Source organism: Lentilitoribacter sp. JB5-8, from assembly GCF_055693385.1.
Map to the genome: position 1 here is coordinate 3,512,114 of NZ_CM146332.1, position 13,014 is coordinate 3,525,127.

Sequence of the window (13,014 nt, forward strand, 5' to 3'; positions counted from 1 at the left end):
TCAGACCACTTCAAAAATCTTGTGTTTCATCTAATCGTTTTTGCGCATCCAATTCTCTTCAATCTCAGTACCCGCCTGCTTGAAAAGCTTAGATAACGGGCAATATTTTGAAACTTCTTCTGCTAGTTTAGATAATTCAGCATCGGTCGCTGTACCATCAGCTTGAACCGTAAGCTTGATCTTGACAAACGGCACATCGATCTCCTCCTGAAGCGTAACACCGCGACGGTCAAAATCACAAACTGCTGAAATATCCAAATGGCCAATATCTATTAAAAGTGACTCTGCACATTTATGGGCAATGACATTGGTACATCCAATCAGTGCAGAAAGAGCTGTATCGGTTGGTGTGGGCCCTTTATTTGTACCACCACGGGCTTCCGGCTCATCAATGGCAAAATTTAAATCACGCACCGCAACATTTGATAAGGAATGCGATGGGCACTCTGCCTTCGCTCTTAATTTAACGGTCATTTGCGGTTTAATATCAACCATTAAACAACCTCACATACGTCGTCGAAATCAAAGCGCGGTAAACGTTGGAACAAAGCTGTCTCATCAGCGTAACCAATATTACAGAGGAAATTCGACTTAATTGTTGTGCCTTTGAAAAACTCTTCATCAATGATTTTATTTGAAAAACCAGACATCGCACCGATATCAAGACCAAGAGCACGTGCAGCAATCATCAAATATCCACCTTGCAATGTGGAGTTTCTAAATGCCGTTTCTTCTGAATATTCTGGCTTGTCTTTAAATAGATGTCGTCTATCTTCATGCGGGAATAGCTTTGGCAATTCTTTCCAAAACTCAGTGTCATAAGCGACAATAACTGTAAGTGGCGCTCCCATCATTTTCGGCACATTTGCAGGCTTTAAAGATGTAGCAACTCTTTCCTTGCCTTCAGGCGTTTTGACAAAAACAAAACGTGCGGGACACCCATTCATGCTTGTCGAACCCATTTTAACGATATCGTACAATTTATGAACAACATCATCGGCGATTGGTTTTTCTGTCCAAGCGTAATGGGATCGAGCACCAGATAGAATAAGCTCAATAGATGCTTCATCCAAATGACTGATTTTAGCTTTTAGATCCCGCGCATCCTGCTGGGCCGCTTCGCGCAGCTTTGACAACTCTTCACCGGTGGGTGCACTATTTGGCACATTCATATTCATTAAACGCTTCCCGAACTCATATGAAAATTAACTTTCAATTTTCTGATTTTCAAAAATACCCACATTTATACCCATTCGTCAATAAATATCGATATTTTTTATTTGACGCAGCTTCATTATAAACTATGGTTTTGAAGAGAATGTGGAGGAAATCGAAAAATGCCAAGTTGGAAAGACTACCGACAAACATCAAAAGAGCGCGGATCGCTTGCGTTTGAGTTATATATTGTAGAATCAACACCTGCCCTACCCCCTGAACAGATGCTCGCAATCCTACCAGAACATTTAGCCTATCAAGGTGAAATGGAAGCGCAAGGAAAGCTGTTTCTTGCCGGACCGCTTTCTGACCCGACAGGTGAAGAAATGAGCGGAGGCGGTATGATTGTCTACAATGCAAGTTCTTTAGAAGAAGCAACCCAAATAACGGAAAACGATCCTATGCATAAAAAAGGTGGGCGCACTTTCACAATTCGCCGTTGGTTGGTCAATGAAGGTTCGTTTTCACTGAATATAGGTCTTTCAGCACAACGTGTGTCACTCGCAAAGAACTAGCGGCAATATAAACTATACTAGCATCAGCCTTCGTCGCGTCGCCATTTCGTTTGCGGCGCTTCACCTGCGCTAAGCAAAACAGGATAGGCCACAGATGTCAGATGCGAGTTTATGCGTTTAAGATCTCTCAACACATCTAAATGCAAGCTACTTGTGGTCAGCGTATCAGTATGACCTGATCCTAACCGCTGAAAATGTGTCTCAATGGAATTGCGTTCAAGCTCGCTCACGATTGGTTTGGTTTGAACCAGTTGGCGGGCAAGATCCGCGTCATCTGATATGAACGTATTGATAGCCAACTCAAAATTGTGCGATACAGCCTCCAACAATTCTTCGATTTCTGCCCATCCCTCTTTTGAAAATTGTGAATGTTGCTTGATCTTTTTTGCCGCTAAACCCATCAAACCAGTATCGATGATATCACCAATATGTTCCATGTTTGCGGTAAAGCTTAACAAATCCATAGCTCGTTTGGTTTCATCTTCACTTAGCTCTCGCTGCAAAATTTGTGCTGTATAAAGCTTAATCGCATCAAACAAACGATCAACGTCATCATCCATTTCAGATATCGCTTTGCGCTTATCATCACTGTCAAACTTCAGAACAATATTGACCCCGCGCAACATATCTTGCGTCTTATCAGCCATAGAAAGTGCTTCACGCTTTGCACAGGCCAACGCTTCGCCCGTTGAGCTTAAAAGATTTTCATCGAGATATTTAGGACCACATTGGGCATGGTCAATCTGATCATCAGGTAAAACACGATCCGCGATAAACAGAAAGAGCTGTGATGTGATAAGCCCTATCAATGCGACCGCAACATTTAAAGCAATATGAACCGCGATCGGTATCATATTTAACGGTAATTGTTGGCTCAATTGCATTACGAATAGATCAACACAAAAATATGCAATCATCACGCCAATCGTTCTGATCATGAGGTTCGCTGTAACCGGAATACGCGCATTTTTCGATGATTGCCAATTGGCAATAACAGGCAACAAGCCGCTGCCGACATTAGCGCCCAGCACCAAATATATCCCCGCCTCAACCTTAAATGATCCTGCAGCGACCAAACCCACAGTCAACAGAACAATGGCAAGACTGGAATGCGCTAAGTAGGTCATCATTAGACCAATAATCAACAGCAGACCTGAATGAGATGATAAAATATCAAGGATAGCTACAAACTCAGCATTTCCAGTTAAGAGCGCGGCGCTGGCGGAAATTAAGGACAAAGACAATAAGATCAAACCCAAGCCCGTAAAAGCTCGAGATATACCTCGAACTTTACTGCTCTGACTTGATAAAAATCCAAACACGCCAATTATGAACAATATAGGAACAAGCTCGGTTATCTTTTGAGACGCGACCAACACAGCCAAAGCGGTTCCCACATCAGCGCCAAGCATGATCAAAAAAGCCGTTGCGGTCGCCATAACATTTTGCGCTGAAAAAGAAGCCGCGATCATTGCTGTTGCCGTGCTACTCTGTAATGCCACCGCGACAATCAAACCAGATATGAACGGAGCAAACAACTTACCCTCGGCGCGTCTTGCCCAGCGCTTAAGAACAGGTCCGTATGATCGCATCACTCCCGTGCGAACCATACGAAGCCCCCATAACAACAGCGCAACAGAGCCTAATATATTGATTAAAGTTGCCAATAAAACATGCTTTCTTTCAAAATTATTCAATATTGAAATAAGGTAATACCAAGACGAAAATCGCCAAGGCTTTCAAAAAATTATCAGCTTGAAAGCAAGGCTTTTGTTCGGGCGGGAAAATCAGTGATGATGCCGTCAACACCAAATTCTATCATTCTTAAAATGTCTGCCTCTTCGTTGACAGTCCAAACATTTACGATCAATCCAAGTTGCTGTGCCAAAGCGACATGGTCTTTTGTAATATCTTGGAAAAAGGGCGCCCAAATTTGCCCCCCAAGCCCCTTTACTATACTTGGCAAAACACTATCCCGACCAGACCAATCAGCGCCTGCCATCCAAGGAGAGTGTGGATAAATATTCGGCTGCATAGGTGGATTGGGCCGGTCGAAATAACTCAAAAATCCCAAAGTAATCTGGCCATCTAAACGACGGCATTCTGTCAAAACACGCCAGTCAAAGGACGAAATGATTGCGTGTTCACTTACATTAAATTTCTCAAGTGTATTTATTACAGTTCGTGCTAGACCTGACGGACTATCCCCCAAATCGGAGCGGTTTGCATATGATTTGATTTCAATATTTGCAACGAAGTCTGATTGCTCGCTCAACCATTCACAAAATGTCTCTAAAGTCGGAACGCTCACATCATCTAAGACAAGTTGATCTGGAAACTTTTTCTGATAATCGGTACCTGGTTTTAACGCACCTAAATCGTATCGCATTAAATCAGAATAGGTGCTTTCGATAATTTTGGGACCTGTTTGATCAAGCCATTTGCCATTTTTATCCTTGGCCAGATTGACCGAAATTTCCGGATCATGGTGGAGAATAGCAACAGAATCAGCCGTATTTTGAACATCAATTTCAACCGCATAAATTCCATTCGCTACCAGATGCCGAATACTTGGCATCGTATTTTCTGGCAACTCGCCACGCGCGCCACGATGACCGTAAATCAGCGGTTTAGCTGACGAGCCGAGTAACTTGTCACGAAGAAATTGGGAGTGGATCATCCAATCCGCTTTCCTGTTTCTGTATTAAACATATGAACATTTTGCGCATCAATTGAGAGGCGGATTTCTTCGCCAGCATTCGAAATTTTATGCACTCCCGGAGCGCTCGCAGTAAAGGGCTCATCCCCCAATTTACCGTGTAACAAAGTGTTTGCACCAAGCGGCTCTGATTGAAACACATTAACGACAAGCGACCCATTTGGATCAATTACTACATGCTCTGGACGCAACCCGACTGATACCGCACCATCAGCGGTAGTCGTGCCACAAATCTCAGCGTTTCCAACCCATACTTTGCCAGATTTTACGCTGCCTGAAACAATATTCATTGCGGGGCTACCAATGAATTGTGCAGTAAATAATGTTTGAGGCTTTTCATAAACATTAAGCGGCGATCCCACTTGTTCTGCAATCCCTGCATTCATCACAATCATACGATCGGCCATCGTCATGGCCTCCACCTGATCGTGAGTAACGTATAAAGAGGTGATACCCAAATTGGCCTGAAGTTGCTTAATTTCAAGCCGCATCTGGACCCGTAATTTTGCATCCAAATTAGAAAGCGGCTCGTCAAACAAAAACACTGCAGGCTCACGTACAATTGCACGCCCCATCGCCACACGTTGACGCTGCCCGCCTGAAAGCTCTTTTGGCTTACGATCAAGGTAAGGCTCAAGTTGTAGCAGCTTTGCAGCCTGTTGCACTTTTTGCTCAATTTCAGTGGCTGACACTTTCGCAATTTTTAAACTATAGGCCATGTTCTGGCGCACAGACATATGCGGGTAAAGCGCATAGTTTTGAAAAACCATTGCAATGTCGCGATCCATCGGTTCTTTTTCATTCACCCGATTCCCATCAATTTGGATTTCACCCTCACTGATAGTTTCAAGACCTGCAACCATGCGCAAAAGTGTTGATTTACCACATCCTGATGGCCCAACAATTACAATGAATTCACCATCTTCAATATCGACGCTGACACCATGAATAACCTCAGTTTTTCCATAGCGTTTTTTAATGTCATTTAGACTTACAGTTGCCATTTATTTCTCACTATCTACTAGTCCGCTGATGAACAATTTCTGCATAGAAATCACCACAACAACTGGAGGGATCATCGCTAAAATTGAAGTTGCCATAATGACCGGCCAATCAGCAGTATCATCGCCAGAAGGGAACATTTGCTTGATACCCATCACAATCGTGTTCATGTCAGGTTCTGTTGTGATCAACAAAGGCCACAAATATTGGTTCCAACCATAAATGAACAAAATCACAAAGAGCGCAGCGATATTGGTGCGGCTCATGGGTATAATAATATCAATGAAAAAGCGCATCGGTCGCGCGCCATCCACGCGGGCAGCCTCGGCTAATTCATCCGGAATTGTCATGAAAAACTGACGAAATAAAAATGTAGCTGTTGCTGATGCAATAAGCGGAAATATCAAGCCCGAATAACTGTTGAGCATGCCAAATCCAGCCACCACTTCATATGTGGGGACAATACGAACTTCTACTGGCAGCATCAACGTGATGAAGATCATCCAAAAGAAAGTCGTACGGCCGGGGAATTTAAAATACACGATGGCGAACGCTGACAAAAGCGAAATGATGATTTTGCCAACAGCAATACCGATAGCCATCACAAGAGAATTAAACAGCATAGTTGCAACGGGCACATTCACACCTGAAAACAACGCACGTGTGTAGTTCTCAATGAAATGATCACCCGGCAGTAGCGGCATTGGTGGTTTGACAATCTCAGGCTGCGTGACTGTGGAAGCTACAAAAGCCAACCAGATCGGGAAGAAGATAATCAAAATTCCAAAGATCATCAACGCGTGGGTAAGCCACAATGACCCACCTCTGTTTTCCACCATTCCAGGTGCTGGTTCTTTTACAATCTTGCTCATTAGTAATGCACCTTCTTCTCAACGAATTTAAATTGCAGAACAGTAAGCGTGCCAACAACAAGTAATAAGATAACAGATTGTGCAGCAGAAGAACCTAGATCCTGACCAACAAACCCATCGGAGAAGACTTTATAGACCAAGATTGTTGTTGATTGCTGCGGGCCACCTGATGTGATGGTATGAATAACCCCAAATGTTTCAAAGAAGGCATAAACGATGTTCACCACTAATAAGAAGAACGTGGTTGGAGATAAAAGTGGCAACACGATTGTGTAAAATCTGCGCCAAAATCTGGCTCCATCAATCGCCGCAGCCTCAATCACCGAGCGCGGCACTGCTTGTAGCGCTGCGAAGAAAAACAAGAAATTGTAGCTAATGCGTCCCCAAGCTGATGCAACAACCACCAGCCCCATGGCCTCCTCGCCATTTAAAACATGGTTCCAATCATAACCCAATTGCCCCAAATACCAGGACACAATACCCACACGGGTATTGAACATAAACAACCAAAGAACACCCGCAATGGCCGGCGCCACCGCATAAGGCCAAATGAGCAATGTTCGATACGTAGCTGCACCCTTAATCAATCGATCTGCTAAAACGGCAAGAAACAATGCCGGCACCATAGAAACAATAGTCACAAGGGTTGAGAAAAGTGCGGTCGTCCCAAACGACGTCAGATAATATTTATCAGTCAATAGAAATTCAAAATTACCAAACCCAACAAATTGGGATGATAGCCCGAAAGGATCGGGTATAAACATTGACTGCCAAATGGCCTGCCCTGCCGGATAAAAAAAGAAAATCCCTGAAATCAAAATCTGCGGGAACACCAGACAAAGCGGCAACAACCAGCCGTTAAAACGAACACGTTTTTCCATAAGCTTGATCCAATTTTGCGGGCTGCCGGACTAAACCAAATAATCCGGCAACCCTATGCTTGGGAGACTAGCGGTTAGCTTGCTCAAAGCGACGTAGCAATGGATTGCCACGCTCTACGGCGCTATCAAGTGCTTCTTGAGCAGTTTTGTCGCCTGACCATACGGCTTCCAACTCTTCGTCGATAATGCCACGGATCTGATCAAATGAACCTAAGCGCAAGCCTTTTGAGTTTGCAGTTGGCTCTTTTGCAGTCATCTGAATAACGGCAATGTCAGTTCCCGGGTTATCGTTGTAGAACCCATCAGCTTTGGTCTTGTCACCAGCAGCTGATGTGATCGGCAGATAACCTGTATCCTGGTGCCATTTGGCTTGGATGTCAGTTGAAGACAGGAAGTTTAAGAATGCAGCAGTTGCCTTGTATTCATCAGCATCATGTCCTTCCATGACCCATAATGATGCACCGCCGATAATTGTATTTTGCGGCGCGCCAGCAGCTTCTGACCAATATGGCAATGGACGCACTTCAAATTCAAATTCAGCTTCGCTTTTAATACCAGCGTAACCTGCTGAACTTTCAGTAAAGAGTGCACATTCGCCGGCACGGAAGTTTGCACCACCTTCATTGCGGCGACCAGCGTAGAAGAATTTACCCTCTTTAGCCCAGTCACCCATTGTTTGAATGTGCTTAACTTGTAGCGGGCTATTAAATGAAAGCTCTGTATCCAAAGCAGCAAAACCATTGTCTTTCGTAGCAAATGGAGTGTTGTGATAAGCAGAGAAATTTTCCAAATGGATCCAGCTCTGCCAAGCAGTTGTAAGTGGGCACTCAGAACCAGATGCTTTTAACGTATCGAGAACCTCACCGACTTTTTCCCAAGTAGACAAGTCAACATCGCCAGCAATACCAGCTTCTTTAAGAGCATCCTTATTGACCCAAAGAACCGGTGTTGAAGAGTTAAATGGCAAAGAGAGCATTTGCCCATCTGTTGATGTGTAATAACCTTTAACAGAACCAATAAACGCATCCTGATCAAAAGTTGCACCAGCATCGCTCATAACTTCAAACACAGGTTTAATCGCACCTTTAGCACTCATCATTGTGGCCGTTCCGACTTCAAACACCATCAAGATATTTGGCTGCTCGCTAGCGCGGAATGCAGCAATACCTGCATTGAGTGTTTCAGAGTAATTACCTTTGTGAGAAGCTGTAACTTTATAATCGCTTTGACTGCTATTGAACGTTTCAACTTGCTCGGCAACTAAATCACCAAGACGACCAGTAAACGCATGCCAGAATTGAATTTCTGTCTGAGCCACAGCCAAAGTTGGCGTGAGCGCAGTTGAACAAAGAGCCACAGCTCCCAGTACTAAATTCTTCATAAGTATCCTCCCAGATAAAAAGTTTGTCTCGAAATAAAACGCCATATTGCGGTATCGATACGTGACCATAGTTCAGAAAAATGTATAATTCAAGGGCGTTTTTATTGCATTTTATATAACATAATGTTATAAAACTACCATAATTAGACCTTGGGAGGCAGTTTTGGAAGGTCCAATCCGAATAAGACAGCTGGAAGCGCTCAATGCACTTGCAGACCATGGAAGCATGACAAAAGCAGCGGAATCGCTCAAGATTTCACAACCTGCTGTCAGCCGATTATTAGCCGATCTAACCAAAGATTTAGGCTTTAAATTGTTTCACCGCCAAGACGGCAGAATACACCTGACACAAGAAGCCAAATTCTTATTGCCCGACATCCGCCGGGTATTGGAATCCATGTCATTCATCACAGAAGCAGGGCGCAATCTATCCAACCAGAAGGCTGGCCATATTCGCATTGCTTGCCTTCCCGGCTTTGCAACAAGTCACCTACCGGCAATCATTGCAAAGTTCATGGCTGATCGCCCCGGAGTAACAATCACCGTTGAACCAGATCGACCTGAACGTATTTTGGAATGGATTGTCGGCGAACAATTTGATTGCGGCATAACCGATGGCTTTGATGGACACCCGGCAATTGAACACGAAACAATCTCGGTGCGTTCAGTCTGCATTTTCAAACAAGGGCATAAGTTGGAAAAATGCAAAGTGATTACTCCCGAAGATCTGCGCGATCAGCCGATTATTCACACAAGACGCGATAGCACCTTTTTCGGTTCAATCGATGAGGCATTTAAAGCCGCAGGGGTTCCGTTAAAACCTCATATTGAGATCAGGCAATTTACAGCCGCTTGCGAGCTGGTTAAAAATGGAGCCGGACTTTCAATTGTCAGTGAACTTGATGCGCAAAGTTATGTTGGACAGGGGGTAGATTTTCGCCCATTTGAACCAAGTATACCGCACAAATTATCACTCGTGCGTCCCATTCATCGTCACCCTTCAAAACTGACGTTGGAATTTATGGCCATGTTTGAGGAGAGCCTTGAAAACTTACGCATGGACGCGTAAAAATTATATCGTTCCAAGTTTTTCATCCGATCGCAACGTCGTAACTTTCGCGATCAATTGCCCATCATCTCGTTTTATGAATACATCACGCTCAGTTGCGAAAAGACTTAGCGAAGTGTTGTAATCAGCGTTACCTAGATAAATGACATTTCGCCGTAGCAAAGGTTTTATGTCGGCGTTGTTGTAACTTTCAGCGCGTTCGGCATATTTCGAAAAGCTAGGAAAATATAGTAGCCCCACCGCATTAAAATCCAATGATCTGCATGGAGCTACGTCAAAAACTGGTTTTGCGAGACTCATATTGCCAATTGGTTCCCTTGCAATGGACCTAGCGCGATTTGCAAGTGCCTTTAGTGAATCTGGCGCAGTTTCCAAAAACAATTGCGGCATAAACTTATTTCGGACAATCGATCTGTTAGATTTATCATTGCCATGGGAAACAAATGTGGAAATCATTTGCAACGAAGCAATAACCTTACCGCAGCAAAAAACATTATGAAGTGAGCCAATTTGATGTGCACATACTTGGTATAGATGAGAGCTGATTGTGACTTTTTTCGCGAGCAGATTAACCACTGGGGTAAGAGAAAGAGATGTTGTGCAAAACGCTGCGTAAACTGCATTCCCATTCACATCTTCAAATAAAGCCTGGGTTTGCCCCATAGCTTTTGCAATCAAAGACCAGTGAACATCGCCAGCTGTTTTTAAAAACCACTGCTCTGACAATCCATCGGGCTGCAATTGCGCCATCCCCAGCGTATATTCCATAGACTGGAATATGGCCTGATGCTTTGATTGTGCGAAGACTGCAACCTTGTTCATTCCGCAGCAACCACCGTATCTCGACGTAAACTTTTCTCAATATGGTCGGCTAAATAGCGGCCGTCTTCATCAATCGACAAGAACCTGCCTGAACCCCATTTGTTAAGCCATCCAAGACCAATGAAATAAAAGCCCGGAACATGACATACCCCGCGATCATAGACGGGACGTCCTTTTTCATCAAAAACATCGACCCCAATCCAATCGTAATTTGGTCTAAAACCAATCGACCAAATGACCGACGTAACACCCAGTTCATAAGCATTAATTTCTGTAATCTCGGTATCAGGCTGCCACAATTTCTCAAACGGCTTTTCTTCAGGTGCAGAAATATTCTCTTTTGCAATATAGCTGTCAATCGCGTCACAAATCCCAAGATAACTCTTGTCTGCGTCATCAAGGTTTTTACCAAGATCTGGTGCAAACTGAATTTTTTCTGCCTCCATATCCGATAAAGAGCCATATAAGCTGATATCACTCTCAACCACAAAGCGCCTAAGATCAATTTCCTTGCCGCCATCTCGACCTGACATGTAGTGGTTTGTTTGGCTGAGCGCTTTATGTGGATCTGGATGCTCCGCAATTGTAATATCATAATGGCCCATATCATAGAGCCAATCAGTTGCATCGCGGCCACGATATTGCCTCGGACTGCGCGGTGCGGGACCCACAGCTAAATGCACTTTTCGTCCATCGCGAACGAGATCCTCCATGATCTGTACACCCGATTGCCCAGTACCGACAATTAAACTCGCACCCTGCGGGATTTGTGCTGGGCGTCTATAATCGCGCGAATGCATCTGCATAATTTTCGAATCAAGATTTTCTGCAAAAGGTGGAATAATAGGTGCATCATATCCGCCTGTTGCGATCACGACATGCTCACACCTCCAATGATCTGAAGATGTTTGAACATCATAACCATTTTCATTTTGTCGAACGCTCTTAACTTCAACATTTTCATAGATAGGCGGATTGAAACTTTCCGCAAAACCATCAAGATATTCAACAATCTCGTCTTTAAGCATAAACCCATTCGGATCGCTTCCTTGATACGGAAAACCGGGCAGTCGACATTGCCAATTTGGTGTAACAAGGCAAAAGCTATCCCATCGATTTTCACGCCAGGAATAAAACTTTTTATTCTTCTCTAGAACAATATGCTCAATGCCTTTTTGCTGGAGATACCAACTGACAGTTAATCCGGCCTGACCACCGCCGATGATCACAACCGGAATATAGGTTTCATTCTCATTTTCACTTGCAAATGTCATTTAACACTCCCTTATGAAGACATGGTCAAACATGTGACCTTTGGGTCATCTTCATCTTTAAATTTTTTGATCTGTTCATTAACGCGCGCCAGCTGCCCCATGGCGCGACTGCAAGGATGGCCATATTTGAGCTCAACTCGATCTGATGCAGATTTTAATGCGGTGGTGATACGCAATTGAAAATCATACAGCGAATAAGTCGCTCCAATTGAAAGGTAATTGATAACAACCGTGGAAGGAGAATAGCACCGCTCCTCGCTGTCATCTGGCCATTGAACTGTAAACCAAACTTCAGGCATAACACGCCTCCTTTTTCCCAAGACCCAAATAAGGGTATAGTTGGTAATCCCAGAACTTCTCAGATTGATTTTCAAAAGACAAAGTTACCGATGCGCCTTCATTTACCGCACCAATGATCTGCGCGGTAATGGCATGCGCACCAAATCGTTTGAGGACTTTTTCGGCATGCGATGGTGAGACCGCTAATAAAAATCCAAAACTTGGAAACGAACGCATCCAACGTTCAATGTCGATATCATCGGGCGGTGAAATGAGACCTAGATCAATATCTATTCCCACACCTGAACATTCCGCTAACATCAAGGCGGTCCCTATAATGCCACCTTGGCTGATGTCTTTACCAGCCGATACCAAGCCAGCCTCTGCAAGTTGCGGCAATAATTCTAAATCTGCCCGAAGTTCAGATGATGATTTGTGCTCTGCTGCAAAAAAGTTATCGTAGTTGCGATATCTCCCATGATGATCAATGGCGGCAATTAAAACATCACCCGGCTTTGCATCGAAACTGGTAATCAAAGAATTCGCTCGACCATATATCGATACGGCCATGTTCAACTCATCTGCATTAAAATTTGTATGACCACCTAGGATCGAAACACCATATGCTTTTGCCGCATCGCGCATTCCTTTAAGAAGCGGCTTTGCGATTTCAGCATTTGGCGACCATATTTGATCAATGATGCCAACAGCCCGCCCACCCATTGCAGCAATATCCGAGATATTGACCATGACACCACACCAGCCTGCAAACCATGGGTCATCATTTACAAATTTCGGAATGAAACCCTCACCTGCAAGCAAGTCAAAACCACCGTCATTTCGCATGATAAATGCTGCATCATCACCTGGACGCCCTAAATCCTTTTGCCCAATTTCGAGCTGCCCGACGGCGTCGCAAATTGACAGTTTTGATGTGATAGAAGGGTGGGAACGCAACGCATTTGCTATCCGGATAATATCCATA

At 44.0% G+C, this 13,014-nt stretch carries 14 protein-coding genes; 2 read left to right on the plus strand and 12 right to left on the minus strand.

All coding sequences use genetic code 11. From position 1 onward, the window contains the following. Positions 1 to 30 precede the first annotated feature (30 nt). Positions 31 to 495 carry an OsmC family protein gene (locus tag ACZ1GZ_RS17025; RefSeq protein WP_472666060.1) on the minus strand — a complete coding sequence of 155 codons (465 nt, stop codon included), beginning with the start codon at positions 493 to 495 and terminating at the stop codon, positions 31 to 33. Beyond that, positions 495 to 1,178 carry a malonic semialdehyde reductase gene (locus ACZ1GZ_RS17030; protein ID WP_472666061.1) on the minus strand — a complete coding sequence of 228 codons (684 nt, stop codon included), beginning with the start codon at positions 1,176 to 1,178 and terminating at the stop codon, positions 495 to 497. Before ACZ1GZ_RS17030 ends, ACZ1GZ_RS17025 begins: the two co-directional genes overlap by 1 nt. A 159-nt stretch (positions 1,179 to 1,337) precedes the next feature. Between ACZ1GZ_RS17030 and ACZ1GZ_RS17035 the strand changes: the two genes are divergently transcribed. Beyond that, the gene (locus ACZ1GZ_RS17035; protein WP_472666062.1) at positions 1,338 to 1,730 is read left to right on the plus strand and encodes a YciI family protein; all 393 of its coding nucleotides are present in this window, start codon (positions 1,338 to 1,340) and stop codon (positions 1,728 to 1,730) included. Between the two features lie 23 nt (positions 1,731 to 1,753). Here ACZ1GZ_RS17035 and ACZ1GZ_RS17040 read toward each other — a convergent pair whose 3' ends face one another. The 6 genes from ACZ1GZ_RS17040 to ugpB all read right to left on the minus strand — a co-directional run bounded on the left by ACZ1GZ_RS17040 (position 1,754) and on the right by ugpB (position 8,585). After that, a complete protein-coding gene (locus ACZ1GZ_RS17040; protein WP_472666063.1) occupies positions 1,754 to 3,427 on the minus strand; it encodes a Na/Pi cotransporter family protein in 1,674 nt (557 codons plus the stop codon). Positions 3,428 to 3,480: 53 nt separating this feature from the next. Next, positions 3,481 to 4,410, minus strand: coding sequence for a glycerophosphodiester phosphodiesterase family protein (locus ACZ1GZ_RS17045; RefSeq protein WP_472666064.1), 930 nt, complete (start codon positions 4,408 to 4,410; stop codon positions 3,481 to 3,483). Next, positions 4,407 to 5,453 carry an ABC transporter ATP-binding protein gene (locus ACZ1GZ_RS17050; protein WP_472666065.1) on the minus strand — a complete coding sequence of 349 codons (1,047 nt, stop codon included), beginning with the start codon at positions 5,451 to 5,453 and terminating at the stop codon, positions 4,407 to 4,409. Before ACZ1GZ_RS17050 ends, ACZ1GZ_RS17045 begins: the two co-directional genes overlap by 4 nt. Next, positions 5,454 to 6,290: a sn-glycerol-3-phosphate ABC transporter permease UgpE gene (ugpE, locus tag ACZ1GZ_RS17055; RefSeq protein WP_472668344.1), complete on the minus strand. Its 837-nt coding sequence runs from the start codon at positions 6,288 to 6,290 to the stop codon at positions 5,454 to 5,456. Positions 6,291 to 6,322: 32 nt separating this feature from the next. Next, positions 6,323 to 7,204 carry a sn-glycerol-3-phosphate ABC transporter permease UgpA gene (gene ugpA, locus ACZ1GZ_RS17060; protein ID WP_472666066.1) on the minus strand — a complete coding sequence of 294 codons (882 nt, stop codon included), beginning with the start codon at positions 7,202 to 7,204 and terminating at the stop codon, positions 6,323 to 6,325. Between the two features lie 67 nt (positions 7,205 to 7,271). Next, on the minus strand, positions 7,272 to 8,585 hold the full coding sequence (gene ugpB / locus ACZ1GZ_RS17065) for a sn-glycerol-3-phosphate ABC transporter substrate-binding protein UgpB (protein WP_472666067.1): 1,314 nt from the start codon (positions 8,583 to 8,585) through the stop codon (positions 7,272 to 7,274). Between the two features lie 163 nt (positions 8,586 to 8,748). Here ugpB and ACZ1GZ_RS17070 point away from each other — a divergent pair, with 163 nt between their 5' ends. Continuing rightward, entirely contained in the window at positions 8,749 to 9,654 is a 906-nt protein-coding gene (locus ACZ1GZ_RS17070; RefSeq protein WP_472666068.1) for a LysR substrate-binding domain-containing protein, read from the plus strand. Between the two features lie 3 nt (positions 9,655 to 9,657). Here the strand turns inward: ACZ1GZ_RS17070 and ACZ1GZ_RS17075 are convergent, their stop codons facing one another. The 4 genes from ACZ1GZ_RS17075 to ACZ1GZ_RS17090 are packed head-to-tail and all read right to left on the minus strand — an operon-like array spanning position 9,658 to position 13,013. Continuing rightward, positions 9,658 to 10,476: a Pnap_2097 family protein gene (locus tag ACZ1GZ_RS17075; protein WP_472666069.1), complete on the minus strand. Its 819-nt coding sequence runs from the start codon at positions 10,474 to 10,476 to the stop codon at positions 9,658 to 9,660. Continuing rightward, positions 10,473 to 11,750 (minus strand): MSMEG_0569 family flavin-dependent oxidoreductase, encoded by a 1,278-nt coding sequence (locus ACZ1GZ_RS17080; RefSeq protein ID WP_472666070.1) that lies wholly within the window; start codon positions 11,748 to 11,750, stop codon positions 10,473 to 10,475. The genes ACZ1GZ_RS17075 and ACZ1GZ_RS17080 overlap by 4 nt, the downstream gene beginning before the upstream one ends. A gap of 11 nt (positions 11,751 to 11,761) precedes the next feature. Next, positions 11,762 to 12,049, minus strand: a complete 288-nt coding sequence (locus ACZ1GZ_RS17085; RefSeq protein ID WP_472666071.1) for an MSMEG_0570 family nitrogen starvation response protein — start codon at positions 12,047 to 12,049, stop codon at positions 11,762 to 11,764. Continuing rightward, entirely contained in the window at positions 12,042 to 13,013 is a 972-nt protein-coding gene (locus ACZ1GZ_RS17090; RefSeq protein ID WP_472666072.1) for a sll0787 family AIR synthase-like protein, read from the minus strand. Before ACZ1GZ_RS17090 ends, ACZ1GZ_RS17085 begins: the two co-directional genes overlap by 8 nt. Position 13,014: the final 1 nt, after the last annotated feature.

Excerpts from the sequence above, each read along its gene's own strand:
- ACZ1GZ_RS17090 (WP_472666072.1), bottom strand. The coding sequence starts at position 13,013 with ATGGATATTATCCGGATAGCAAATGCGTTGCGTTCCCACCCTTCTATC.
- ACZ1GZ_RS17035 (WP_472666062.1), top strand. The coding sequence starts at position 1,338 with ATGCCAAGTTGGAAAGACTACCGACAAACATCAAAAGAGCGCGGATCG.
- ugpE (WP_472668344.1), bottom strand. The coding sequence starts at position 6,290 with ATGGTGGAAAACAGAGGTGGGTCATTGTGGCTTACCCACGCGTTGATG.
- ACZ1GZ_RS17050 (WP_472666065.1), bottom strand. The coding sequence starts at position 5,453 with ATGGCAACTGTAAGTCTAAATGACATTAAAAAACGCTATGGAAAAACT.
- ACZ1GZ_RS17085 (WP_472666071.1), bottom strand. The coding sequence starts at position 12,049 with ATGCCTGAAGTTTGGTTTACAGTTCAATGGCCAGATGACAGCGAGGAG.
- ACZ1GZ_RS17045 (WP_472666064.1), bottom strand. The coding sequence starts at position 4,410 with ATGATCCACTCCCAATTTCTTCGTGACAAGTTACTCGGCTCGTCAGCT.
- ACZ1GZ_RS17025 (WP_472666060.1), bottom strand. The coding sequence starts at position 495 with ATGGTTGATATTAAACCGCAAATGACCGTTAAATTAAGAGCGAAGGCA.
- ugpB (WP_472666067.1), bottom strand. The coding sequence starts at position 8,585 with ATGAAGAATTTAGTACTGGGAGCTGTGGCTCTTTGTTCAACTGCGCTC.
- ACZ1GZ_RS17030 (WP_472666061.1), bottom strand. The coding sequence starts at position 1,178 with ATGAATATGAATGTGCCAAATAGTGCACCCACCGGTGAAGAGTTGTCA.
- ACZ1GZ_RS17075 (WP_472666069.1), bottom strand. The coding sequence starts at position 10,476 with ATGAACAAGGTTGCAGTCTTCGCACAATCAAAGCATCAGGCCATATTC.
- ACZ1GZ_RS17080 (WP_472666070.1), bottom strand. The coding sequence starts at position 11,750 with ATGACATTTGCAAGTGAAAATGAGAATGAAACCTATATTCCGGTTGTG.
- ugpA (WP_472666066.1), bottom strand. The coding sequence starts at position 7,204 with ATGGAAAAACGTGTTCGTTTTAACGGCTGGTTGTTGCCGCTTTGTCTG.